The sequence below is a fragment of the Kitasatospora sp. NPDC086791 genome (assembly GCF_040685975.1).
In the GTDB taxonomy this organism is placed as follows: Bacteria; Actinomycetota; Actinomycetes; order Streptomycetales; family Streptomycetaceae; genus Kitasatospora.
On the sequence record NZ_JBFBOC010000010.1, the window covers coordinates 180,811 to 205,631 of the forward strand.

The 24,821-nt window shown below is 70.9% G+C and carries 12 protein-coding genes and 1 pseudogene; 3 read left to right on the plus strand and 10 right to left on the minus strand.

All coding sequences use genetic code 11. The features are described 5' to 3' along the window. Positions 1–2,130 carry a 3-hydroxyacyl-CoA dehydrogenase NAD-binding domain-containing protein gene (locus AB0Q99_RS16925; protein WP_363572405.1) on the plus strand — a complete coding sequence of 710 codons (2,130 nt, stop codon included), beginning with the start codon at positions 1–3 and terminating at the stop codon, positions 2,128–2,130. 151 nt (positions 2,131–2,281) lie between these two features. Here AB0Q99_RS16925 and AB0Q99_RS16930 read toward each other — a convergent pair whose 3' ends face one another. The 3 genes from AB0Q99_RS16930 to AB0Q99_RS16940 all read right to left on the minus strand — a co-directional run bounded on the left by AB0Q99_RS16930 (position 2,282) and on the right by AB0Q99_RS16940 (position 7,326). Then, on the minus strand, positions 2,282–3,808 hold the full coding sequence (locus AB0Q99_RS16930) for a glycosyltransferase family 39 protein (RefSeq protein WP_363572406.1): 1,527 nt from the start codon (positions 3,806–3,808) through the stop codon (positions 2,282–2,284). Between the two features lie 154 nt (positions 3,809–3,962). Next, positions 3,963–5,867, minus strand: a complete 1,905-nt coding sequence (gene dxs, locus AB0Q99_RS16935) for a 1-deoxy-D-xylulose-5-phosphate synthase (RefSeq protein ID WP_363572408.1) — start codon at positions 5,865–5,867, stop codon at positions 3,963–3,965. Positions 5,868–6,147: 280 nt separating this feature from the next. Then, the gene (locus AB0Q99_RS16940) at positions 6,148–7,326 is read right to left on the minus strand and encodes an ROK family transcriptional regulator (RefSeq protein WP_363572410.1); all 1,179 of its coding nucleotides are present in this window, start codon (positions 7,324–7,326) and stop codon (positions 6,148–6,150) included. A gap of 554 nt (positions 7,327–7,880) precedes the next feature. Here AB0Q99_RS16940 and AB0Q99_RS16945 point away from each other — a divergent pair. Both AB0Q99_RS16945 and pepN read left to right on the plus strand, forming a co-directional pair. After that, positions 7,881–9,560: a PQQ-binding-like beta-propeller repeat protein gene (locus AB0Q99_RS16945; RefSeq protein ID WP_363572412.1), complete on the plus strand. Its 1,680-nt coding sequence runs from the start codon at positions 7,881–7,883 to the stop codon at positions 9,558–9,560. 182 nt (positions 9,561–9,742) lie between these two features. Further along, on the plus strand, positions 9,743–12,328 hold the full coding sequence (gene pepN, locus AB0Q99_RS16950) for an aminopeptidase N (RefSeq protein ID WP_363572414.1): 2,586 nt from the start codon (positions 9,743–9,745) through the stop codon (positions 12,326–12,328). Positions 12,329–12,483: 155 nt separating this feature from the next. Here the strand turns inward: pepN and AB0Q99_RS16955 are convergent, their stop codons facing one another. The 7 genes and pseudogenes from AB0Q99_RS16955 to AB0Q99_RS16985 all read right to left on the minus strand — a co-directional run bounded on the left by AB0Q99_RS16955 (position 12,484) and on the right by AB0Q99_RS16985 (position 24,524). Next, complete coding sequence (locus tag AB0Q99_RS16955; protein WP_363572416.1) at positions 12,484–12,711, minus strand: hypothetical protein; 228 nt, start codon at positions 12,709–12,711, stop codon at positions 12,484–12,486. 76 nt (positions 12,712–12,787) lie between these two features. Further along, positions 12,788–14,812 carry a 4-alpha-glucanotransferase gene (gene malQ, locus AB0Q99_RS16960; RefSeq protein WP_363572498.1) on the minus strand — a complete coding sequence of 675 codons (2,025 nt, stop codon included), beginning with the start codon at positions 14,810–14,812 and terminating at the stop codon, positions 12,788–12,790. Between the two features lie 201 nt (positions 14,813–15,013). After that, positions 15,014–15,364: a DUF3710 domain-containing protein gene (locus tag AB0Q99_RS16965; RefSeq protein ID WP_363572500.1), complete on the minus strand. Its 351-nt coding sequence runs from the start codon at positions 15,362–15,364 to the stop codon at positions 15,014–15,016. 26 nt (positions 15,365–15,390) lie between these two features. Further along, complete coding sequence (locus AB0Q99_RS16970; RefSeq protein WP_363572506.1) at positions 15,391–16,020, minus strand: hypothetical protein; 630 nt, start codon at positions 16,018–16,020, stop codon at positions 15,391–15,393. A 173-nt stretch (positions 16,021–16,193) separates the two neighbouring features. Beyond that, positions 16,194–16,454, minus strand: a pseudogene (locus AB0Q99_RS16975) (4-alpha-glucanotransferase); the annotation flags it as partial. A 354-nt stretch (positions 16,455–16,808) separates the two neighbouring features. Further along, a complete protein-coding gene (locus tag AB0Q99_RS16980) occupies positions 16,809–17,222 on the minus strand; it encodes a hypothetical protein (RefSeq protein WP_363572418.1) in 414 nt (137 codons plus the stop codon). Between the two features lie 18 nt (positions 17,223–17,240). Then, the gene (locus tag AB0Q99_RS16985; protein WP_363572420.1) at positions 17,241–24,524 is read right to left on the minus strand and encodes an RHS repeat-associated core domain-containing protein; all 7,284 of its coding nucleotides are present in this window, start codon (positions 24,522–24,524) and stop codon (positions 17,241–17,243) included. Positions 24,525–24,821: the final 297 nt, after the last annotated feature.

Sequence of the window (24,821 nt, forward strand, 5' to 3'; positions counted from 1 at the left end):
ATGACGAGCACCACTGAGCTGCTCCAGCACGGCGCCGAGCTGTTCCCGGGCGAGGTCGTCACGACCGCCCACGTGCGCCACCTGGACCTGCCGCTGCAGGCCGGCAAGCTGGCCCTGATCACCCTGGACAACGGCTTCGACCACACCAAGCCGACCACCTTCGGCCCGGGCTCGCTGCTCAAGCTGTCCGCCGCGCTGGACCAGGTCGAGGCCGAGGCCGCCGCGGGCACGATCGTCGGCGCCGCGATCACCGGCAAGCCGTTCATCTTCGCGGTCGGCGCCGACCTCAAGGGCGTCGAGCTGCTCAAGGAGCACGCGGACGCGCTGGCCATCGGCAAGGGCGGCCACGAGGTCTTCAAGCGGATCGCCGCGCTGCCCGTCCCCACCTTCGCCTTCTACAACGGCGCGGCGATGGGCGGCGGCGTCGAGGTCGGCCTGCACGCCACCTACCGCACGGTCAGCTCGGGCGTCCCGGCGTTCTCGCTGCCGGAGGTCTTCCTGGGCCTCGTCCCGGGCTGGGGCGGCTGCAGCATCCTGCCGAACCTGATCGGCCCCTCGAAGGCGATCAAGGTCATCATCGAGAACTCGATGAACCAGAACAAGCAGCTCAAGGGCAAGGACGTGTTCGAGCTGGGGATCGCCGACGCGATCTTCGAGCCGGCCGACTTCCTGGAGCAGTCGCTGCTGTGGGCCGCCAAGGTCCTCAAGGGCGACGTGGTCGTCGAGCGCGAGGAGATCGACCGCGGCAAGGCCTGGGACGACGCCGTCGCCTGGGGCCGCCTGGTCGCCGACGCCAAGGTGCACGGCGCCGCCCCGGCCGCCTACAAGGCGCTGGACATCATCGCCCGGGTGAAGGACGCCGACCTGCAGGCCGGCTTCGACGCCGAGGACGCGGCCCTGGCCGACCTCATCATGAGCGGCGAGCTGCGCAGCGGCATCTACGCCTTCAACCTGGTGCAGCGCCGGGCCAAGCGCCCGGTCGGCGCGCCGGACAAGTCGCTGGCCCGCCCGGTCTCCAAGGTCGGCGTCGTCGGCGCCGGCCTGATGGCCTCGCAGCTGGCGCTGCTGTTCGCCCGCCGTCTGGAGGTGCCGGTGGTCCTCACCGACATCGACCAGGAGCGCGTGGACAAGGGTGTCGGCTACGTCCACGCCGAGATCGACAAGCTGCTCGCCAAGAGCCGCATCGGCAAGGACAAGGCCAACCGCCTCAAGGGCCTGGTCTCCGGCTCGCTCGACAAGGCCGAGGCCTTCGGCGACGCGGACTTCGTCATCGAGGCCGTGTTCGAGGAGATGGGCGTCAAGCAGACCGTCTTCGCGGACCTGGAGGACGTGGTCTCGCCGACCTGCGTGCTGGCGACCAACACCTCCTCGCTGTCGGTCACCGAGATGGCCTCGAAGCTGAAGCACCCCGAGCGGGTCGTCGGCTTCCACTTCTTCAACCCGGTCGCGATCCTGCCGCTGCTGGAGATCGTCCGCGGCGACGCCACCGACGACGCCGCGCTGGCCACCGCCTTCGCCGTGTCGAAGAAGCTGAAGAAGACCTCGGTGCTGTGCAAGGACGCCCCGGCGTTCGTGGTGAACCGGATCCTGACCCGCTTCATGGGCGAGATCCAGAACATCATCGACGAGGGCACCCCGATCGCCGACGTCGAGAAGGCCGTCGAGCCGCTCGGCCTGCCGATGTCCCCGATCGTGCTGCTGGAGCTGGTCGGCCCGGCCATCGCGCTGCACGTCTCGGAGACCCTGCACGGCGCGTTCCCGGAGCGGTTCACCGTCTCCGCGAACCTCGCCGAGGTGGTCAAGGCCGGCAAGCGCGGCTTCTACACCTGGGTGGACGGCCGGCAGGTGCTCGACCCCGAGGTGCTGGAGCTGCTGACCTTCGGCGACTCGGTGCTCACCGAGGAGCAGGTCCGCGCCCGCGCCCTGGAGGCCGTGGCGCAGGAGATCGGCCTGATGCTGGCGGAGGGTGTCGTCGCCGAGGCGCAGGACATCGACCTTTGCATGATCACCGGTGCCGGCTGGCCCTTCCACCTGGGCGGGATCACCCCGTACCTGGACCGTGAGGGCATCTCGGAGCGCGTGAACGGCAAGCCGTTCCTGGCCCCCGGTGTGGCCTCGGTGCCCGCGTAACGCTGGGCCCCGAAACCGAGGAGCCCCGGTGACCTGGTGGTCACCGGGGCTCCTCGGTGTGTCCGGAGGGTTCGGCACGCGGGCCGGGTACCGGGACGGCCTCCACGCGGAGGCCTGGTACGGGCAGCCTCCACCCGGAGGCCGGGGCGGCTCAGTGCTTGAGGCGGTAGACCACGGTGTCGGCGAAGACGCCGACCATCTCGTAGTGGGTGTCCAGCAGGTTCTCGATCCGCGGGACCATGACCGGCTGGTACGGCGCGATGCCGGAGTCGTCGACCACGACCTCGGGCAGGCCGTTGGCCAGCTCCTTGTCGAAGGTCTGCCAGGCGTTGGAGACGCTGAACTGCTCGCCGACGTTGGCGCTGCCGTCCTTGCCGCCGCTGTAGTTGGTGAGGAAGCCGGCGGTCAGGTAGCGGGAGGCGGGCTTGCGGTCGGCCAGCCAGTACAGCTCGGGGTGCATGCCCCAGACCAGCACGGTGTCCTTGGGGGTGGTCTGGGCGGCGACGGCGGTGGCGACCTCGGTGGTGCGGTTGAGCCGCTCCCCCGGCCAGGCCAGCGCCAGGCCCCAGAACGCCGTGGCGGCGACCGTGGTGTACACCAGGACCGGCTTCCAGCGGATCGCCGAGGTGGCGACCGCCCCGGTGCCCAGCAGCACCAGCGGCGGGATCAGCTGCAGGTAGTAGTGGCCGAAGAAGTGGAAGCCCACGCTGACCGCGACGACCGAGGAGAGCAGCCAGACCCACAGGTCGGTGGTGGAGCCGTGCTCCTCGCCGGCCACCGGCAGCGGGCGGTGGCGGTGCTTGAGCCAGAGCCGGCGCCCGACCGGGAGCAGGAAGCCCAGGCCGGCCACGGCCAGGATGGCCGAGTTGCCGAGCGCGCGGCCGATCATCTGCAGCCAGGCGCCGCCGAAGGAGGCGTAGTCGCCGCTGCCGGTGACCACCCAGAAGAGGAAGCCCTTGGGCTTGGTGAGGATCACCGCGACCAGCGCTATCGGCAGGGTGAAGCCGAAGCCGATCTTGAAGAGCGCGGGCGGCCAGCGCACCCCGCGCCGGCGGGCGTCCTGGAACAGCATCCAGAGCACCGGCAGCAGCACCGCGCCGCCGGTCTGCTTGGTCAGCGAGCAGAGCGCCACCGCGATGCCCGCGGCCAGCCAGCGGCGCCGCTCGGCGTACCGGAAGGCGGCCACCATGGCGGGCAGCATGAAGACCTCGAAGGTCGCCGCCTGGGTGTCCTCCGGGGAGAGTCCGATGGAGACCAGCAGGTAGAGGAGTCCGGCGCCGGCCCCGGCCCGGTTGCCCCAGCGGCCGCGGGCGATCGAGGCCAGCAGGATCGCGGTGACCAGGTGGGCCGCCACCGCCAGGGTACGCAGCGGCCAGAGCGAGGCGGAGCCGAAGACCGCGAAGCAGGCCTGGTAGAGCCAGGGCAGCAGCGGGGGCTTGCGGTCCACCACGGTGTCGTACAGCACGCCGCCGTCCGCCAGCATCCGGGCCTGGGTGGCCAGGAAGCCCTCGTCCGGGCTCCAGACGGGCCGGGCGAAGGAGGGGATGTGGGTGATCAGCGCGACCAGCGCGAGAACCGGCACCAGCCTGGTCCAGTACCCGCTCCGGATTCGGGTACGGACGCGCTCGGGCAGGCGCTCGGCCAGTCCGGCGGGGCGGAGGCGGGTGGGGGTCGGCACGGTTGACAACCTACCGGGCGGGACCGGCGCGGGCGGCGCCGGTCCCGCCTTTCGGTGCGATTGTCAGCTTGTTCCGTGACGAACTGTTACGGAGTTACGACAAACGGTCGTCGGCGGATCGGGGGACCGGCCGTGGCCGGCCGGTCCCTCCGGATCAGGCCTTGACCGGCGTCGCGTCCAGCTTGGCGACCAGGGCGGTCACCTTCCGGGCGATGTCCGGGGCGTTCAGACCGATCTCGGCCAGGATCTCGTTCCGGCTCGCGTGGTCCAGGAACTCCTGCGGGATGCCGAAGTCGCGCACCGGGAGGTCCACGTCCGCGTCCCGCAGTGCCTGCGCCACGGCGGCGCCGACGCCGCCCACCCGGCCGTTGTCCTCGATCGTGACGACCACCCGGTGCTCGGCGGCCAGGCCCGGCAGGGCCGGGTCGACCGGCTTGACCCAGCGCGGGTCCACCACGGTGGCGGTGATGCCCTGGGCGGCCAGCAGCTCGGCGACCTCCAGGCTGGTCGGGGCCATCGCGCCGACCGAGACGATCAGCACGTCGGCGCGGTGGGCGCCGGAGGGCTCCGCGGCGGCGCGCAGCACGTCCATGCCGCCGACCTTGCCGACCGCGGCGACGGCCGGGCCGACCGTGCCCTTGGAGTAGCGGACCACGGTCGGGGCGTCCTTGACCTGGACGGCCTCGCGCAGCTGGGCGCGCAGCTGGTCGGCGTCGCGCGGGGCGGCCAGCCGCAGGGTCGGGACGACCTGCAGGATCGACATGTCCCACATGCCGTTGTGCGAGGCGCCGTCGGTGCCGGTGACGCCGGCCCGGTCCAGCACGAAGGTGACGCCCAGCTTGTGCAGGGCGACGTCCATCAGGACCTGGTCGAAGGCCCGGTTGAGGAAGGTCGCGTAGACCGCGAAGACCGGGTGCAGGCCGTTGGTGGCCAGGCCGGCCGCGCTGGTGACGGCGTGCTGCTCGGCGATGCCGACGTCGAAGATGCGGTCCGGGAAGGCCTCGGCGAACGGGGCCAGGCCGACCGGGTGGAGCATCGCGGCGGTGATGCCGACGATGTCCTCGCGCTCGTGGCCGAGCGCGACCATCTCCTCGGCGAAGACGGACGTCCAGTCCTTGCCCGCGCTCTTGATCGGCAGGCCGGTCTCCGGGTGGATCACGCCGACCGCGTGGAAGCGGTCCTCGTCGTTGTTCTCGGCGGCGTGGTAGCCGCGGCCCTTCTCGGTGAGGCAGTGCACGATCACCGGGCCGCCGAAGCCGCGCGCCTTGGTCAGCGCGGACTCCAGGGCGGTGAGGTCGTGGCCGTCGATCGGACCGATGTACTTGAGGCCGAGGTCCTCGAACATGCCCTGCGGGGCGATGAAGTCCTTGAGGCCCTTCTTGGCGCCGTGCAGCGTCTCGAACAGCTGCTGGCCGACGACCGGGGTGCGCTGCAGCGCGTCCTTGCCCCAGGACAGGAAGCGCTCGTAGCCCTGGGTGGTGCGCAGGGTGGCGAGGTGGTTGGCCAGGCCGCCGATGGTCGGCGAGTAGGAGCGCTCGTTGTCGTTGACGACGATGACGACCGGGCGGTCCTTGGCGTCGGCGATGTTGTTGAGCGCCTCCCAGGCCATGCCGCCGGTGAGCGCGCCGTCGCCGATCACGGCGACGACCGGGTCGTTCTTGCCCAGCAGCTGGTTGGCCTTGGCCAGGCCGTCGGCGTACGAGAGCACGGTGGAGGCGTGCGAGTTCTCGATCACGTCGTGCTCGGACTCGGCGCGGGAGGGGTAGCCGGACAGGCCGCCCTTCATCCGCAGCTGCGAGAAGTCCTGGCGGCCGGTGAGCAGCTTGTGGACGTAGCTCTGGTGACCGGTGTCGAAGAGGATGCGGTCGCGCGGGGAGTCGAAGACCCGGTGCAGGGCCATGGTGAGCTCCACCACGCCGAGGTTGGGGCCGAGGTGGCCGCCCGTCTTGGAGACCTCCGTCACCAGGAAGGTCCGGATCTCCTGGGCCAGTGCGGCCAGCTGTCCGGGCGTGAGCCGGTCGAGATCGCGCGGTCCCCGAATGCGGGTCAGCAGGGCCACCCGTTCCTCCTCGTTCAGTGTTCGCGGACCGCGGGCGGTCCGACGGGCGTCGCTGCCCGGTCCGGCGTCAGGCCGGCGGTCGCGGCCGGTACCGACCGGTCGAGTCTAATGTCCGCCTGCCGGACACCGAGCGGCGCGCCCGGTGCCACCGTTCGGTTACCGCCATTCCGGGAGGTCGGCCGGGGGATGAGGGTCACACCGGGTTGACGCACTGGCGTTCGACCGGCCGTGTGCCGGTGGGAGTCGTGCCGTGGCCGGCGCCGGCGCGGCCCCGGTGGCGTCAGGCGCGGCCCAGTGCCCCGGACTCGCCCATCTCGCTCATCACCAGCGCCAGCGCGCCGAGCACCTCGGCCCGGCCGCCGAGGGTGCCGGGGACCACCGAGAGCTGCCGGGCTGCGCTGGGGATGGCGTAGCGGGCCACCGAGTCGCGGATGGGGGCGAGCACCAGCTCACCGGCCTCGGCGAGGTCCCCGCCGAGGATCACCCGGCGCGGGTTGAGCAGGTTGCACAGGGTCGCGACGCCGGTGCCGATCTGCCGGCCGGCGTCGGCGATCACCCGGCGGCAGCCGAGGTCGCCCTGGTGGGCCAGCTCGACCACCCGGGGCAGCGTGAGGTCCGGGCCGAGGGTGGAGATGAGCAGGGAGAGCAGGTAGCGGGAGCCCACGAAGGTCTCCAGGCATCCGCGGTTGCCGCAGCGGCAGACCGGCCCGGCCTCGTCCAGGGTGATGTGCCCGATCTCACCCGCCGTACCGCCCGGGCCGCGGTAGATCTGGCCGTTGATCACCAGGCCGGCGCCCACACCGCTGGCGACCTTGATGTACGCGAGGTCGCTCAGCCCGCGGCCGGCGCCCCAGACCAGCTCGCCGAGCGCGCCGAGGTTGGCGTCGTTGTCCACGTGCACCGGCATGCCGAGCCGTTCCCCGAGCTCCCGGCCCGGGGCGATGCCCGTCCAGCCGGGCAGGATCGCGGTGGAGCCGAGCGCGCCGGTCTCCACGTCGATCGGGCCGGGCACGCCGAGGCCGACGCCGATCACCTTGTCCGACCGGAAGCCGGCCTGTGCCAGCAGCCGGTCGACCATCGCCTCGGCGCGGTCGAAACCCTGCTGGGCGGAGACGTCCACGTCGATCGGCGCGCTCTCCTCGGCCAGCACCCGGTGGGCCAGGTTGCCGACCGCGACCCGCAGGTGGGTGTGGCCGAAGTCGATGCCGACCACGATGCCGGCGTCCCCGCTGAGCGAGACGCTGCGGGCGCGGCGGCCGCCGGAGGAGGTGTCGGCGACCACGACGGTGCCGCTCTCCTTCAGTTCCCGCACGATGTTGGACACGGTGGCCGCGGAGAGGCCGGTGCCGCGGGCGATCTCGGCCTGGGTCAGCGAACCGGCCATCCGCACCGCGCGCAGCACCCGCTCCAGGTTCGCCCGGTGCAGGGACGACTGCGAGCCCGGTGTGTCCGTCGACATGATCCACCCTCCCAGGGCGGGGAACCCTCCGCCGGGCGTCCCCTTCAACTCCTGAAGGGTACGGCCCGGGGGCCCGGGCGGGGGCGTTGAGCGGGACGGCCGGGTGGCGGTGGAACCGGGCGGGCGGGGCCGGGCGGTCGGGGCGGGGCGGTCGGGGCGGTCGGGGCGGGGCGGCAGCGGCCCCGGCGGCGGGAGCGGGTGGGGCGGCGCACGGCGGGGCCCGGGGTCACGTCACGGTGTCGGCGATGGCGGCGGGGTGATCGGCGGGTGAAGGTGTTGCACGGCCGGGACCTGCGGGGGCGGGGTTCGGCGGTCCTGGCCGCGGCCGAAAACCACGCACCACTAGCATGGTCCCCATTCTCACCCGTCCCACCGGCACCGAGGACGGTACCGGCAGGGGGGCGCTACCAAACATGACGGGGAATCAGATGGCAGGGGATCACCCTAGGCCGGGGGCAGGCGAAACGCCGGGCAACGGTCCGCAGGACAACCGGGGCGTCTCGTTCGGACGTCCGCCGGGCGGCGCTGTGGATCCGGCCGCCGTCGCGGACCAGATGACACAGCTCGACCGGTCGGCCGTCCCGGGGGCCGCCCCCGTAGGACCGCCGCCCGCGCAGCCGCCCGTGCCGCCACCGGCCCAGCCGCCGGCACCGCCTGCCCAGCCGCCCGCCCAACCGCCCGTCGGCGCCGCCGAGTACGCCGCGTACGCGCCGACCGCAGCCGGCTTCCCCAGCCAGGCCCCGCCGCCCCCGGTCGGCGCACCGGTCGGCCCGTACGACCCGGTGCCCGGTGCCCCGTACGGCCCGGACGGCGGGCCGGGCTACGCCCCCGGCGGCTACAACTACCCGCCGCAGCAGCCCGGGTACAGCTACCCCGGCGTTCCCACCACGCCCAAGCGCAACCCCGTCATGCTCTGGGGCGGGATCATCGGCGGTGTGCTGGCGATCGCGATCGTGGTCGCCCTGGTCGTCCTGCTCAAGGACCCCTCCCCCGCCCCCACGCCGTCCCCGGGCCCGGTCACCAGCGGCGGCACCAGCGACGGCCCGAGCAACGACCCCGCCCCCGGCCCCGCCGCCAAGGGCGCCACCTTCAACGTCGCCTGGAGCGCCCCCAAGGGCGCCAACACCGACGCCTCGAACCAGATGCTCGGCGTCTGGGGCACCGACAAGTTCGCCATCCGGGCCGACAGCAACGGCATCAAGGCCTACAACCTGGCGGACGGCAAGGAGGCCTGGACCATCCCCGTCCCGGCCGGCAGCAAGGAGCTGTGCACCGCCTCGTACGCGGCCAACTCCAAGGGTGTCGCCGCCGTCTCCTTCAACACCGGTGACAGCGACTGCTCCACCGTCGGCGCCGTCGACCTCACCCAGGGCAAGCTGCTCTGGAGCGTCAAGGTCTCGGCCGACCGGCTGTCCTCGCCGACCCTGAGCGTCACCGAGAACGTCGTCGCCATCGGCGGCAACACGGTCGGCGCGCTGAACATCGCCACCGGCCAGCCGGCCTGGCAGTACCAGCCGCGCGACAAGGACTGCAGCGTGCGCGGCCGCGCCGCCGGGGCCCAGATCGCCGTCAGCGACCGCTGCTACGGCGGCAGCGGCCCGAAGTCCCAGCTGGTCATCGTCAACGCCGAGACGGGCAAGGCGGCCAGCACGCCGATCACCCTGACCGGCACCATCGAGCAGGTCGACCAGGTCGTCCAGGACAAGCCGCTCGTCCTGCTGATGTCCAGCGGCCCGCAGGGCGACTACATCCTGCCGTTCGACAAGGACGACAAGCCGGGCAGCCAGATGTCCGTCAAGGAGCCCGGATCGGACAGCCTGCGCCTGTCCGGCCAGGGCGACGCCCTCAGCCGCAACGTGGTCAGCGGTTCCACCCTGTACGTCCAGGTCAGCGGCACCAAGCCGGGCATCAACGCCTACGACCTGAACACCGGCAAGCGCCTGTGGGCGGCCACCACCTCCTCGGCCACCAACGACATGCGCCTGGTCTCCGGCACCGACAAGGACGGCAAGGTCCGCGCCGTCGTCGAGCAGGGCTACGACAAGCCGGCCCGCCTGGTGACGCTCTCGCCGGCCGACGGCTCGATGACCGACATCGGCACCATCGCGATGTCGAACGGCCTGGACATCGGCAGCAGCACCTCCGAGTACGTCATCTCGGACGACGGCGCCGCGGTGTACGCCTTCCGTCGCTACAGCTCCACGGACGGTCCGCTGACCAAGTGGAAGAAGTGACGACCGGGGCATGACCCCCCGCCGCGGCCGGATCGGGCCGCGGCGGCACACCGGCCGTACCGGAACGGGCGGGGCGGGAACGGGCGAACGGCCCGTTCCCGCCCCGCCCGTGAATTTCCGGCGGGTCGGCCCGTCGGACGTGCGAGGATTCGGAGCATCAGCCTGACAAAGGAGTGCAGCGAGTGCCCGGCACAAACCTGACCCGCGAGGAGGCCCGCACCCGGGCCGATCTTCTCCGGGTGGACGCGTACGACATCGAGCTCGACCTGGGCTCGGCCCGCGAGGGCGGTACCTTCCGGTCCACCACCGTCGTCCGGTTCACCGCCACCACGCCCGGCGCGGACACCTTCATCGACCTCGTCGCGCCGAGCGTCGAGGAGATCACCCTCAACGGCGCGTCGCTCGACCCGGCGAGCTTCGCCGACAGCCGCATCCCGCTGCCGGGCCTGGCCGCCGAGAACGAGCTGCGGATCGTCGCCGACTGCGCGTACACCAACACCGGTGAGGGCCTGCACCGGTTCGTCGACCCGGTCGACGGCGAGACCTACCTGTACACCCAGTTCGAGGTGCCGGACGCCCGCCGGGTCTTCGCCACCTTCGAACAGCCCGACCTGAAGGCCGCGTTCACGTTCACCGTGACCGCCCCCACCGGCTGGGTCGTGGTCTCCAACTCGCCGACCCCCGAGCCGGCCGCGACCGGCGACGGCTCCACGCAGGTCTGGAAGTTCGAGCCCACCGGCCGGATCTCCAGCTACATCACCGCGCTGATCGCCGGCCCGTACGTCGGCGTCTTCGACAGCTACGAGAAGGGTGAGCAGAAGGTGCCGCTGGGCGTCTACTGCCGGCCCTCGCTGCGCGAGTTCCTGGACCCGGAGGCCGTCTTCGCGGTCACCAAGCAGGGCTTCGACTACTTCCAGGAGAAGTTCGACTTCCCGTACCCGTTCGCCAAGTACGACCAGCTGTTCGTCCCGGAGTTCAACGCCGGCGCGATGGAGAACGCGGGCGCCGTCACCCTGCGCGACCAGTACGTGTTCCGCTCCAAGGTCACCGACGCCGCCTACGAGGCCCGCGCCGCGACGATCCTGCACGAGCTCGCCCACATGTGGTTCGGCGACCTCGTCACCATGGAGTGGTGGAACGACCTCTGGCTGAACGAGTCCTTCGCCACCTTCGCCGAGGCCGTCTGCCAGGCCGAGGCCCCCGGCTCCAAGTGGCCGCACTCCTGGACCACCTTCGCCAACCAGATGAAGACCTGGGCGTACCGGCAGGACCAGCTGCCGTCCACCCACCCGATCATGGCCGACATCAACGACCTGGAGGACGTCCAGGTCAACTTCGACGGCATCACCTACGCCAAGGGCGCCTCGGTGCTCAAGCAGCTGGTGGCCTACGTCGGCCAGGACGCCTTCTTCCAGGGCGTGCAGGCCTACTTCAAGCGTCACGCCTGGGGCAACACCCGGCTCAGCGACCTGCTCGGCGCCCTGGAGGAGGCCAGCGGCCGCGACCTCAAGGCCTGGTCCAAGTCCTGGCTGGAGACCGCCGGCATCAACGTGCTGCGGCCCGCGATCACGCTCAACACCGACGGCGAGATCGAGTCCTTCGCCGTGCTGCAGGACGCCCCCGCGCTGCCCGCCGGCGCCAAGGGCGAGGCCGTGCTGCGGCCGCACCGCATCGCGATCGGCCTGTACGAGCTCGACGGCGACACCCTGGTGCGCACCGACCGGATCGAGCTGGACGTCGACGGCCCGCGCACCGAGGTGCCGGAGCTGGTCGGACGTCACCGCCCGGCCGTCGTGCTGCTGAACGACGACGACCTCTCGTACGCCAAGATCCGGCTCGACGAGGACTCGCTGGCCGTCGTCACCGAGAACCTCGGCGGCTTCACCGACTCGCTGCCCCGCGCGCTCTGCTGGGCCTCCGCCTGGGACATGACCCGCGACGGCGAACTCGCCGCCCGCGACTACCTGTCGCTCGCGCTGTCCGGCATCGGCCGGGAGTCCGACATCGGCGTGGTGCAGTCCGTGCAGCGCCAGGTCAAGCTCGCCCTCGACGCGTACGCCGACCCGGACTGGCGCGAGGAGGGCCTCGCCCGCTGGGCCGCCGCCGCCGAGGAGCACCTGCGCGCCGCCGAGCCGGGCAGCGACCACCAGCTGGCCTGGGCCCGCACCCTCGCCTCGGTCGCCCGGACCGACGGTCAGCTCGGGCTGCTCGCCGGGCTGCTGGACGGCTCGGTCGAGGTCAAGGGCCTCGCGGTGGACACCGAGCTGCGCTGGACGCTGCTCACCCGCCTCGCGGCCACGGGTCGGGCGGACGAGGCCGCGATCGCGGCCGAGCTGGAGCGGGACAACACCGCGGCCGGCCAGGAGCACGCGGCCACCTGCCGCGCCGCCCGGCCGACCGCCGAGGCCAAGGCGGAGGCCTGGGCCTCGGTGGTGGAGTCCGACCAGCTGACCAACTACGTCCAGGAGGCCGTCATCGCCGGCTTCCAGCAGTCCGACCAGCGCGAGCTGCTCGCGCCGTACGCGGCGAAGTACTTCGCGGCGGTCAAGGGAATCTGGGAGACCCGCAGCCACGAGATCTCGCAGCAGATCATCATCGGGCTGTACCCGGGGCTGGAGGTCACGCAGGCGACGCTGGACGCGACGGACGCCTGGCTGGCCTCGGCCGAGCCGGCGCCGGCGCTGCGGCGGCAGGTCGTCGAGTCGCGGGCCGGGGTCGAGCGCGCGCTCAAGGCGCAGGCGGCCGACCGTGCGGCGGGCGGGCGCTGAGACGCGCTCGTCGGACGCCCTCGCAGGGGGCCCTCGCAGGGGGCGCTGAAACCGCGAAGGGGCGCCGGACGATCGTCCGGCGCCCCTTCGGGGTTCGTGCGGGATCGGGTCCTGACGGACGCCGTGCGTGCCCGGACGGACCGGGCACGCGATGGTCAGTTCTTCTTGCCCTTGCCCCACGGGATGCCGGCCAGGGCGGCGATGACCACGAAGAGGAAGAGCGGGAGAAACACGAACAGGCCGAGGGTCTGGCCGATGCTCAGGCCGGAACCGGGGTCATCGCCGTCGTCCCTGGTGTAGGCCATGGCGGGCGACGACAGCAGCATCATCAGCGTGACCGTTGCGGAGACCGCGCCGGCTCGCAAAGCGTTCCTCTTGTCCACGTTTCCAACTTACCCGCCGCTTATGGGAGGGCGCGCGTCGGGGTCGGCCTGGTGGGTCGGCAGGCCCGCGCCGGCTTCAGCGGGGCGGGGTGCGGGGGCCGGGCGGGGCCAGCAGGTGGGCGAGCAGGCGGGCGGCCGGGGCGGTGGCGAGGCGGTCGAGGGTGACCGGATCGCCCGTGCCGTCGGCGACCGGGAGGCGCCAGTTCGGGTACTGGTCCCAGGTGCCCGGCAGGTTCTGCGGGCGCGGGTCCCCGACCAGGTCCGGCAGCCAGACCCCGACCAGCTCCGCCGGGGTCGCCTGCAGGAAGCGGTACAGCACCGGCATCGACAGCGGCTCACCCGGCGTGAGCAGTCCCCGCGCGGCCAGCTCGGCCCGCCAGTCCGCCAGCTCCTCGGCCGCCTCCTGCTGCTCCTCCCCCAGCGGACGGGCCAGCAGGCCCAGCCGGTGGCGCAGCTCGACGTGCTCGCCGGAGAGGCGGGCCGCGGTGCTCGGCAGGTCGTGGGTGGTGAGGGTGGCCAGGCAGCCCGGCCGCCAGCGGTCCGGGGCCAGGATGCCGCCGCCGGCCTGCCAGTCCCGCTCGAACCAGAGGACCGAGGTGCCGAGCACGCCGCGCGCCGCCAGCTCCTCCCGCACGCCGGGTTCGACCGTGCCGAGGTCCTCGCCGATCACCGCCGTCCCGGCCCGGTGCGCCTCCAGGGCCAGTACGCCGAGCATCGCCTCCGCGTCGTAGCGGACGTAGGCGCCTTCGGTCGGCGGGTGGCCGGCCGGGACCCACCAGAGGCGGAAGAGGCCCATCACGTGGTCGATGCGCAGGGCGCCCGCGTGCCTCGTCGTCGCGCGCAGCAGCTCCGCGAACGGGGCGTAGCCGGCCTCGGCGAGGGCGTCCGGGCGCCAGGGCGGCAGGCCCCAGTCCTGGCCGTGGGCGTTGAAGGCGTCCGGCGGGGCGCCGACCGAGATGCCGCCGGCCAGCACGTCCTGCAGCGCCCAGGCGTCGGCGCCGTCCGGGTGGACGCCGACCGCGAGGTCGTGGATCAGGCCGACCGCCATGCCGGCCTCCCGGGCGGCCCGCTGGGCGTCGGCGAGCTGCTGGTCGATCTGCCAGGCCAGCCAGCGGTGGAACTCGACCCGCTCCTGGAGTTCCTTCTCCGCCTGCTCGACCTGTGGGCCGTCCGGGTGACGCAGGCCCTTCGGCCAGTGGTGCCAGTCGGCGCCGTACACCTCGGCCAGGGCGCCCCACAGCGCGTGCCGGTCCAGCCACTCGCCCTCGCGGCGCCGGAACCCCTCGTACGCGGCCTGCCGGCCCGGCCCCCGCGGCACCTCGTGCAACAGCTCCAGTGCCTCGCGCTTCAGCGCCCAGACGGCGTCGCGGTCGATCAGACCGTCGTGGCCGAGGACCTCGTCGCGGAGCCGGGCGGCCCGCAGGGCGAGGTCGTCAGCCCTTCGCCGTTGCTCCGCGGTCAGGTATGCGTACTCGGGGACGGCCTCGATCCGCAGGTGCACCGGGTCGGCGAAGCGGCGGGAGGAGGGGCGGTAGGGGGACGGGTCGGAGGGGGTGCCGGGCAGGCCCTGGTGCAGCGGGTTGATCTGCACGAAGCCCGCGCCGAGACCGGCCCCCGCCCACTGGGCCAGCTCGGCGAGGTCGCCGAGGTCGCCCATGCCCCAGGAGCGGTCGGACAGGACGGAATAGAGCTGGGCGAGGAACCCCCAACTGCGGCCGGGGAGTTGGGGCAGTCGCTCGGGGGCGACGATCAGCGGTGCCCGGGCGCTTCCCTCGGCGGTCTCCGCCGTGAGGGTGTGCCGCCCGAGCGGCAGGTCGGCCGGCAGCCAGTGCGAGTGACCGCGCGGCAGCTCCCAACTCCCGCCGCCCTCCAGCTCCACCCGCAACCGGGCGTCCGCCGGCACGTCCAACGCGGTGCGCCGCCCCTGCCGCACCACCACGCACGGCGGCAGCAACCGGGCACGCTGCTCGGCCCGCTGACGCTCCAACGCCTCCCGCGCCTCCTCCGGCGTCCCGGCCGCCACCCCCAGCGCCGCCAGCACCGCGACCAGCGTCCGCGCCCCCACCCCCTGCCCACCCGCCCCCGGGTACCGGGCCTCCACCCCGTACGCCTGCGCCAGCGCCACCAGTTCGGCGGGCGGCGGCGGGGCATCCTGCGCCGGCACCTGCCCGGCTCCGTCACTGTCGTGGTAAGCGGCCACTCGCGGCTCCTGCGATGTCTCGGCAACGCCCGGTCAGGACTCCCCAAGTCCTACCCGGGTAACCACCCGGCCACGCTGCGCGACACGGCGGCGACGGGCGTCTCAGTTTGGCCGGCGCAGCGGGATCGGCTGGTTGTCGCTGACGGAACGCAGGCCGACGAAGCCGGTCGGAGACAGGAGCGCGGCACGGTCCTCCCGACAGGAGGAGTCCACCACGATCCGTTCGAAGAATTCGTACGCCCACTCGTCACGGCTATCCGCAGCGCCCCCGTCGCCGCTGACAATGCCTCTCAGCAGCCATCCAGGACCCTCGGAGCCCTCCTTCGCGCTCATTTCACCCGACCGACTTCTTACCGGCACCTCGCACCTGAGCTCCACCCCCGCCCGGCCCGCCCAGGCATGCCGCCGAGCTGCTGCAGGTTCTCCGCGAAGCGCCCCCGAGCTCTTGCCCAGGAGTCCGACAGGGTGGCATGGAAGGCTTACAGTTGCAGGCCCGTCCGGCCTCGAGTGATGACAGCCTCCAGCGGAACGCCGGAGGCCGCGCCGGAGAGATCGACCCTGAGGCCCAGCTCCCGAGGGATCCTGAGCCCACCGAGATCGATAAGGTCCGAGCCCCGCCAACCCTGCTCGCTCACATCCCAAGGCCCGGTGTCGACACCCCGCACTGTCATATGGAATGGGTCTTCTGCTCGGAGGAACTCGTCCGCGAACTCCTCCGCGGTGATCAGAATATCGGTGACATCGCCATCATCCAGAGCCTCATCGTTCACAAATGTCACCAGCAGAGCCAAGAAGTGCCGCAACGTGACCAATCCACTGTCGCGCACTGCCTGAACGGCAGACAGATCTCCGGCCAAGGCGGCAATCAGCTTCTCGATCTCATCCCTGCCGATCCCCTGCGCGAGCAGCACCGGCGACTCGACCGGACCAGCGCCCCTCTCCTGTCGCGCCTTGAAAAGCACCCTCGTCGCGATCAGCAGAAGCAGGCCCGGCGTGACTCGTGTCGGATGGTCCTCCCAATCAGCCTCAACCGAACTCTCCTCAGCGAGGAGCCCATCCCTACGGAACTCCTCAAGGATCCTCAGTGCCGAATAGCTCGCTTCACCCACGTCGCCCCTCAAATGATTGACAAGCCCGCACTACCGGAGACCGCCCCTGCGACCAGCACCTCGGCGACACCGCCAGAAGCGTCTCCGCGATCGAAGACTTTCGCCACCTGCCTGGCGCTGCTGACACTCCTCTGCACAGTCGATGCCCAAGTTCTTACCCCTTTTGCAACCTCTTCAAGGGCCTCGCGCTTCAGCGCCCAGACGGCGTCGCGGTCGATCAGGCCGTCGTGGCCGAGGACCCCGTCCCGGAGCCGGGCGACCCGCAGGGCCTACTCCTCGGCCCGCGCCCGCTGCTCCGCATCCAGGTGCGCGCACTCGGGGACGGCCTCGATCCACAGGTGCGCCGGGTTGATCTGCACGAAGCCCGCACCGAGACCGGCCCCCGCCCACTGGGCCAGCTCGGCGAGGTCGCCGAGGTCGCCCATGCCCCAGGACGCGGACGCCTCCCGCACCTTCTCTGGCGCCCCCGCTGGCCCCGCACCGCCGCCAGCACCGCAACCAGCGTCCGCACCCCACCGCCACTGTCGTGGCAAGCGTCCACTCGCGGCTCCTGCGACATCCCGGCGATGCCCGGCGACGACTTCCCAAGGCCCGCCCAGGTAACCGCCCGGCCGCGCTGCGCGACGCGGCGGCGTCCATCCGGTCAGCAGCACTCGACGCCGACTCGCGTTCGCGACGACGCCGCGATCGGCGCTCGACCATCCGCGTTGGACGCAGGAATGAAACGGTGAGCGGCCCCACCCGAAAACAGGTGGGGCCGCTCACCGTGACGAAGGATTGACCAGATCTCAGATCACACTACCCGGAAGACCCCGCAGCCGCTCATTAGCGGACTGCAGCCGAGAAAACAAAGAATCCCGGCTCTCCTGGATGGCTTCCCTGACGTCTTCCGAACGTCCACCACTCTCAATGGCCGCCCGAAAATCCTCCCAGCCCTCGTAGACGATTCGAGTCGCTTCCCGGAGGACGCCCCCAAAGCGCGCCTGGCGATCGAAGTTCATGGGGGCTTCCATCGGCCTCAAGTGACAGCGAGACGCCTCTGCAATAAATTCCCCCAAGAGTGCCTTTATTTCATGATCAAGGAGTTCGCAGGAGAGCATTTGAATAGCCAGATTTGTCGGAACTTGACGAACCGGGCCTCGCAGTGAGTCCGGAACGATCCACCTACCCTCCTCCGAGGATTCACCTTCGCCCACTTTCATCCACATCCTCCTTTCGGGTCATCCATGCCTTGCCATCAACCAGCGCTGCGCCTCGTCATTATCCAACGGAATTCCATGCAGACCGCCAGCCTGCAAGACCTGGGCACAGTAGGTCACGCAACCCTGATCCGGCATCGAGTACGGCGGCCAACGCCTCTCACTAGTTTTAAAGAGAGCATTTTCAATGAACATCCTGGCCCGACCCTCATGGGGCAGGCTGATGCGCAAGTTCAAGGTGAGGGACGGAAGGTCTCGGGGGTCAAACGTCTCGACACCATTATCACTTCGGCTCATAGCACCAAACTGGTGAGTACTTAACTCTCCTTCTGCATCACGAATCGTGATCAGAGCATGCTGCCTGCCATCCGGATAGTTTGCGAGATGGACAGTGGCTTCGTCGCCGCAATTGTGAACGAGGACCGGCGTGGCGCCTGCGAGCACATAGTACGTGTGGAGCAGGTTGACGGTGAGGTTGTGAGTGGTAACTGCGTAGGGGTAGTTGCGGACGGTCTGGATGGTGAGGGTGGTGCCGTCGGGCTGGCGGAGGTGTTCGCCCGGGGTGAGTTCGCCGGCGTCGACCCACTGCCGGCGGGTCTCGCTCCAGTAGGGGTGGTGGTGGGTGGAGGTGATCTTCGCCTGGTCGGCGGCCGGCGGGCCTCGGGGGCCGGCGTCGTCGGTGAGGGTGAGGTCGGTGAAGTCCTTGTCGTCGGGGGTGGTGATGGTGGCGGTGACCGGCTCGGGGTGGGTCTCGCCGGTTTGAGGGTCGGTCGCCATGACGACGTCGCCCTCGTGGATGTCCTCGATGGACTTGAGCGTGCCGTCTCCCATCAGGACCTTGGTCCCGGACGGGAAGCTGTTCGGTCGGCCTATCAGGCAACTTTCGCCAACCGAATCGTCAGCTTCCTTGGCTACGGCCTTGGGCTCTGTTCCGGCCGCATCGGGTGCTGATTCTCTTGCGGCTTTTTCCTCTGCCGCCTTGGCTGCTGCCTTTTCGGCCGCGCGGGCCTCGCCTGCGGCTGTCGTTGCAGCGACCAGGGTGGCTTCGGCTTCCTTGGCTGCGCGTTCGCCGCTCCGGATGGCGGTGTAGATCTTGTCGATCTCTTTGTAGATCTTGAGGGCCTCGACACCGGCCTTGAGAACCTTGGCGACCTTCCCCCACGGCACCACGTTCAGCGCTGTGCTGATGCAGCTCATCACGTCGCCCTTGGTGAAGCAGTCACGGGCGTCGTTGTAGCCGATCAGATCGCCGACGACGTCGACGACCTTGTTCACGAGTTCGTCGCGCTTGCGCTTGTTCACGCGGACGATGTGGTCGGCCTCATCCACGGCCTGCCTGGCCTTCTGCACGTCGGCCGTGGGCTTCTCCACGACGTCGACCTGGGTCGTTTCGCCGTGGGAGTCCGTGTGCCAGCCGGCGCACTCGGAGGCCTGGTCACAGTCCAGGCGCAGGCCGTTGGCGTCGGACTTGTTGATGGGGCTGTTGTTGGCGTACGCGTAGGCGTTCCACTGCTGCGGGTCGCCCGGGTCGGTGATGGGGTCGGGACTGATGAAGCGGCCCGTCCTGGGGTCGTACTCGCGGGCGCCGAGGAGGGTGAAGCCGGTGGCCTTCTCCTTGGTGCCGCCGACGAAGCCCTTGTCTCCGGCCCAGACGCCCGCCTCGGGCTGGGTGCCGCGCTCGTTGCCGAACGGGTCGGTGGGGCGGCGAACGTGGGCGAGGGTCTCCGAGTCGAACTGGACACCGTTGGTGCCGTGCGGGTCCGCGCCCTGGTAGGCGAACGTGGAGGTGCCGCTGGTGGTGGTGCGGGTGATGGAGAGGCCGTCGGGAGCCGCGTAGGAACGGACGTTGGTGACGACCTTGGTGGTGGTGTCCAGGGTGAGCTGGTCGGCGCCCAGGTTGAGAGTGACCTTGCCGGGGTCACGGCGGATCAGCTGGTTGCCGGACACGTCGTACAGGTAGCTGGTCGCACCGCTCTGGCTGGTGCCGGTGATCTGGTCGAGTTTGCCCTGGGCGTTCCAGGTCAGCGTCCTGGTACCCGGGGTGTCGGTGATGGAGGTGGTGTTGCCCGCGGCGTCATAGGTGTACGAGGTCACCGCAGTACCGGCCGGGCCGGTCCGGGTGGACTTCATCAGCGCGTGCGGACCGCCGGTGCCGCCGCCCGTCTTCGGGTCGGTGGACGGGGTGTTGGGGCCGGTGCCGAAGGTCTGGGTGGTGGTGACGTCCTTGCCGGCGTCGCCGTTGACGTCCTTCTGGACCAGCTTGGTGCGGTTGCCGATGAGGTCGTACTCGTACTGCTGCCAGTAGGGGGCCGGTCCGCCGACGCTCGGCTTGCCGGCGTCCACCGACGGTCCGTCGGTGTTGGCGCAGGCGCCGACACCCGGGACGCTGGGCTGGGGCCTGGTGGTCTGGGTGCCGGTGTCGGTCCAGGCCTGGGTCAGCCGGCCGAGGTAGTCGTGGGTGAAGCACTGCAGATCGGCGCTCTCGCCGTCCTGCGCGTTGCGGGCCGAGGTGACCTGGCCGAGCGGGTTGTAGGTGTAGTCGACCGAGTCGACGTGGGCGGTCTCGGCGGTCTGCTTGTCCAGGGTCGAACGGGTGACCCGCCCGGTGGCGTCGTCGATGTCCAGCGTGGCGACCACCTGGGCACCTGCGCCACCCACGGTGGTGCGGTACGGACGGCCGTACGGGTCGTAACGGACGTCGGCCACGTAGGTTGTCGACGGGTCAAACCCGAAGACGCTGCTCAGGCCGACGAACTGGCCAACGATATCGGTGGCGAAGCTCAGCTTCTCCCGACCCATGCCGGCCACCGCGGGCATCGTCGTACTGTCGAGGCGGCCTGCGGCGTCGTAGACGTTGTCGGTCTGGTAGACGCCGGCGAGTTGCCCCTCGACAGCCGGAATGGTCGTCTTCGCACCGGTCTCGCGGTACCCGATGTCGTAGCCGGTGACCTCCGACGTGTACGCGGCCCCGCTCGCACCGCCGACGTAGCGGGTCGAGGAGGTCGGCTTGCCCTTGGCGAGGGTGTCGAAGGTCCACGCGGCGACCTGCTTGGCCGGGTCGACCGCCGTGCCCTCATAGGCCGCGACGGTGCGGCCGAGCAGGTCGGTGACCGTGGTGGCGCTCTTGCCCCGCGAGTCAGTGGCGGTGACGAGATTCTTGCTGTCGTCGTACGCCGTCGTTCCCGTGCCCGAGTCCGGGTCGGTGGACCTCACCGGCCGGCCCAGCAAGTCGTACTCGTACGTCCACTGGTTGCCGGCCGCGTCCTTGCGCCAGACCTCCTTGCCGTCCGGCGCGTAGCCGTAGGTGGTCTCGTCGTACGCGCCGGTCGGGGTGTTGCCCTTGTACTGGCGCAGGGCGACGGTGTTACCGCGGGCGTCGGTGATGGTCGCGGAGGCGTAGCCACCGGCCGGCGGGGTGGTGCGGACCTCGTCGGCGCCGACGAAGTCGGTGTGGGTGCGCCACTGCTCGACGCCGTAGGACTGGAAGATCGAGTCGGTGGTCCGGCCCATGCCGTCGAACTTCTGGACGGTCTGGGAGGGGATCTTGCCGTCCGGTTCGACACCGCCGTTGGGCAGGAAGAGCTGGCCGCTCGGCTGCGCCTGGTCGTTGTAGTAGGCCGCGCTGGTCTTGGTCTGCCAGCCGTGCGAGTCGAACAGCGCGTCGGTGATCATGCGGCCGGTGGCACCCGAGGGCGTGCTGGCCTGCGTCTGCCGGACCCGGCCGAGGCCGTCGTAGATGGTGTAGCTGGAGGTGTAGGTCTTCAGATCGCCCATCAGCGCTTGGCTGAGTACCTGTGAGGGCGCGTTGGTGCCGTTGACCGCGTACGAGATCTTGCGGTTCGGGCGGTTCGGGTTCTTGCTCCGGTCGTTGTCCGGGCTCCAACTGGCCTGTGCGCGGCCGAGGGCGTCGAAGTCCTGCTCGCTGATCCGGCCGTTCTCGTCCTTGATCTTGAGCGGTGAGCCGCGGCCCACGTCCAGGGTGCTGACGGTCTGCCAGCCCATCGGGTTGGTGTGGGTGACCTGCGTGGGCAGTTGTCCGGTGGCCGGGGAGTACGCGGTCCTGGTCTCGGCGCCGGTCGGGTGGCCGGCGTCGGTGCGGGTCGGGTCGACAGTGCTGACGACGCGGCCGTAGGCGTCGAAGCTCACCCGGGCGGTGGTCCGGTAGACCGGCTTGCCCGCGGCGTCGTAGCGCTCCAGGGCCTCGGTGGAGGTCTGCTCGGACTTGGCGCCGGCCTGGCCGAGGGGCAGGCCGTCGAAGTACGAGCGGGTGTCGGCGACGGTGTTGTCCTTGGTCGCGGTCTGACCGCAGGCGCCCTTGAGAACCAGGGTGCGTGAGGCCAGCTGCGTGGTTGCGCCGCCGGGGCCGGCGGCGTACTCGAAGGAGGTGCAGAGCAGTTGCTCGGGGTGGGTCGGATCGCCGTTGTCGTAGACGGTCAGCGGACGGGCGAACGGTGTCGAGTCGTAGGAGGTGGAGCGCTCGCGGGTGCGCCAGCCGTCGGCCAGCTTGTCGCGGTTGGTCACCTTGAGGACGTTGACGGCCCGGGCGGTGATGGCCGGCATGCCGCCCGACTGGTTGCGGGTGGCCGTGACCGGGCCGATCCACGGGTCGGAGACCACGGTGGAGAGGACCTCGCCGTTCTCGCCGTTGTAGGTGGCGGAGTCCCGGATGAAGCCGACCAGGGCGTTCTCGTCCTTGATCGTGCCGCCGTGGACGTCGGTCACGGACACCTGGCGGGTGGTCCCGTTCTTGAGGACGTCACCGTCCATGCCGCGCAGGAACGTGGCGACCGACTTGGTGCGCGGCCCCTCGGCGTCGCTGCCGTTGCCGGTGAGGGTCGTGACCGTCGCGTACCCGCGGAACTGGTCCCAGGTGCGGTTCTTGGCGTCGGCCATCTCGGAGTCGTTGCGGTGCCAGGCCGCACCGCCGCCGTACACGTAGTCGGTGACGACCGCGGGCTGACCACCGGCGACCGAGTCCTCCTGGGTGACGGTCTGCACGATGATCTTGTTGAACCAGTCGTTCACCGGATCCGGCGCGCTCTGCCCGGGCAGGTACCACTTGACCGGCATGCAGGCCATGGTGTTGCCGTCCTCGGACGCCGGCATCTTCCCGCCGGCCTCGCGCGAACACTCGGCGGGCCGGTAGACCACGTCGATCAGACCGCCGGTCTCGGTGGTGATCTTCTGGATGCGCGGCCGGTTGAACGGCTCGACCGAGGCCGAGGTGCCGTCGATCGGTCCCTTGACGCGGTTGGCGATCTGCAGTGGCTGGAAGGACACCGCCGGCAGGGTGATCGGTGTGCGGTTGTTGCTGCCGGTGTGCTGGACCGACTCCAGCCAGAGCGACGGCGAGGTTCCGTCACCGGGGTCCGGGAAGGACTGGTTGAGGGCGAAGGAGTCGACCGAACGGTACGCGGCGCCGTCCCAGACCTCGGTGTCGATCTTCGTGAGGCGCTTGGTGGTCCAGAAGGTGGGCGAGTACACGGTGCAGTCACCGGTCGGGTCGCAGTTCTGGTCGACCGGGGTGTCCGGCCAGCGTTTGGCGTTGGCCTTGGTCCGCTGGGACGGGTCGCAGGTGAAGTCCTTGTCCGGCAGGCAGCGCTCGGCGGTGCGGAACCACACCTGGGCGGCCGGGTTGGCCTTGCCCTTGGCGGCGATCTGGTCGGGCAGGCGCTGTCCGTAACCCACCCAGGTCGGGTAGGCGGCGCGCTGGTACCGGGTCCGGGGGCCCTTGCCGTTGTTCTGGCCACCGCCCTGGACGTAGTAGTTCTGCTCCTGCTCGTACCGGTAGGTGATCAGGTTCTGGTGCGGGTCGACCACGTAGTCCAGCGACCACTGCCAGCCCATCTGGTTCCAGGAGCCGGTGGCCGGGGAACCGGTCTTCAGGCACGGGTCCTGACCGCCGGGCCAGTAGACCGGCAGGGTGGCGACCGAGTTGCTGGCCTGGTCGGTGCCGTCGCCACCGGGCAGGTGGTTGGCGCCGAAGTAGTACTGGGTGCCGTCGACGGTGGTGATCCGCCAGGCCTCGCCGTTCCAGGCGCCGTTGTTCTGACCGGTCAGCCGCTCGACCTTGGTGCCGTCCTCGCCCTGCAGGTGCCAGTCGCAGGACTCACCGTCCTTGACCAGCTGGCCCGCGTGGCCCGCGAGCGAGAGCTGGAGCAGATCACCGCCCCAGCACTGGTCGCCCGACTTGTCGATGCCGGCGTCCTTGCAGCCCTTGTAGCCGCGGACGATGGAGCCCGGCTGCCACGCCCAGCCCTCGCCGACCCAGGACGACTGGGCATTGGTGGAGGCCGTCCTGCCGTCCACCGCGGAGGAGTCGTAGCCGAGCGAGACGTCGGGCGCGGGGCCGGCCAGCGCGGAGGGCAGCTCGACGGTGTAGCCGTACGTGAAGTTGCCCGCGTTGGCACCGGCCTGCCAGGAGGCGGACGGGGTGATCGGGGAGGCGGTGAAGTCGCCGCTGCTGCCCTTGGCGTCCGCCTCCACGGCGAGCGCCACCGTGAGGGCGACTGCCGCCGGACCCTCGAAGGCGCCGGAGGTGGAGGACGTGGCAGCCCCGGCGGACGGCTGCGGGAGGTCGACCTCGGTCACCAGCCGACCGGTGGCCTCGTCTCGGTGGGACGGCATCGGGGTACGCGTCCTGCAGTCCTCGGCGCCCGGGGTCGTCAGCGCGCAACCGGGCAACTGGACGACCCTGGCCCGCGAGGCCCAGTCGGCCCCGGCGTTCTTCGCCCAGGCCTGGACGTCGATCCCGACCTGGATCCGGCCGGCCTGGGCGCCGCTACCGGTGTCGGTGAGGGCGACCAGTGCGCCGTTCACTCCGGCGGCCTTGGTCCGGCCCTGATCGGCCAGGTCGACCTGGATCGCCGGGGAGCCACCTTCGGCCGGGGCTGCCGGTGCGGTTCGGGAGGACTTCGCGCCGGAGCCCGGGGCGACCCAGACCGGCAGGGAGCCCGCCTGGACCGGCCGCGAGCGCGCAGCCGTCGGCGCCGCGTCGGATGCGGCCGGTGCCGAAGCCGCCTTGGCGTCGGCGCCGTCCAGGACCGCGGTGGCTCTACCGGACGGTGGACTGGCATCGGCCGGTGGCGACCACTTCTTTCCAGGGTCGGGCTGGTGACCGGCGGCCTTGCCGTTCGTGCCCTTCACCGGGCGGGTCTCCGGCACCGGTGTGTTCGGTGGGACCCAGACCTTCGGTGGATCGGCCGCGTGGGTGACCGCCTCGACCGAGGGGATCGTCACCACCGACATGCAGACGGCCAGGGCGGCCGCGACGGCCACTCTCAGGCAGCGCGGGCGCGTGAACACGCGGACGCGACGAAACAATTGATCCCCCCACAGATCACCGGAGCTCGAATCGGGCCGGCCTTGTCGGTCCGGACCTCCGGCACCCTAGGGGCATACGACCTATCCGGAACAGGAGGACTTCATGATCACGCAGTGTGAGGATGGTCACCCGGAGAGCAATGTGTGATCTCCCGCGACAACTCGGACACCCTGTCGACAAAACGCTTTGACAGCGAAGCAAGTGTGCGGGCAGCGTGCGGCTGACTTCCGCTCACCTCTCCTTCGACGACGGGGTATTCATGTCGAGGCCAAAACCTC

Coding starts and splice junctions, on each gene's coding strand:
- AB0Q99_RS16925 (WP_363572405.1), top strand. CDS start 1: ATGACGAGCACCACTGAGCTGCTCCAGCACGGCGCCGAGCTGTTCCCG.
- AB0Q99_RS16940 (WP_363572410.1), bottom strand. CDS start 7,326: ATGTCGACGGACACACCGGGCTCGCAGTCGTCCCTGCACCGGGCGAAC.
- AB0Q99_RS16945 (WP_363572412.1), top strand. CDS start 7,881: ATGACACAGCTCGACCGGTCGGCCGTCCCGGGGGCCGCCCCCGTAGGA.
- AB0Q99_RS16980 (WP_363572418.1), bottom strand. CDS start 17,222: ATGAAAGTGGGCGAAGGTGAATCCTCGGAGGAGGGTAGGTGGATCGTT.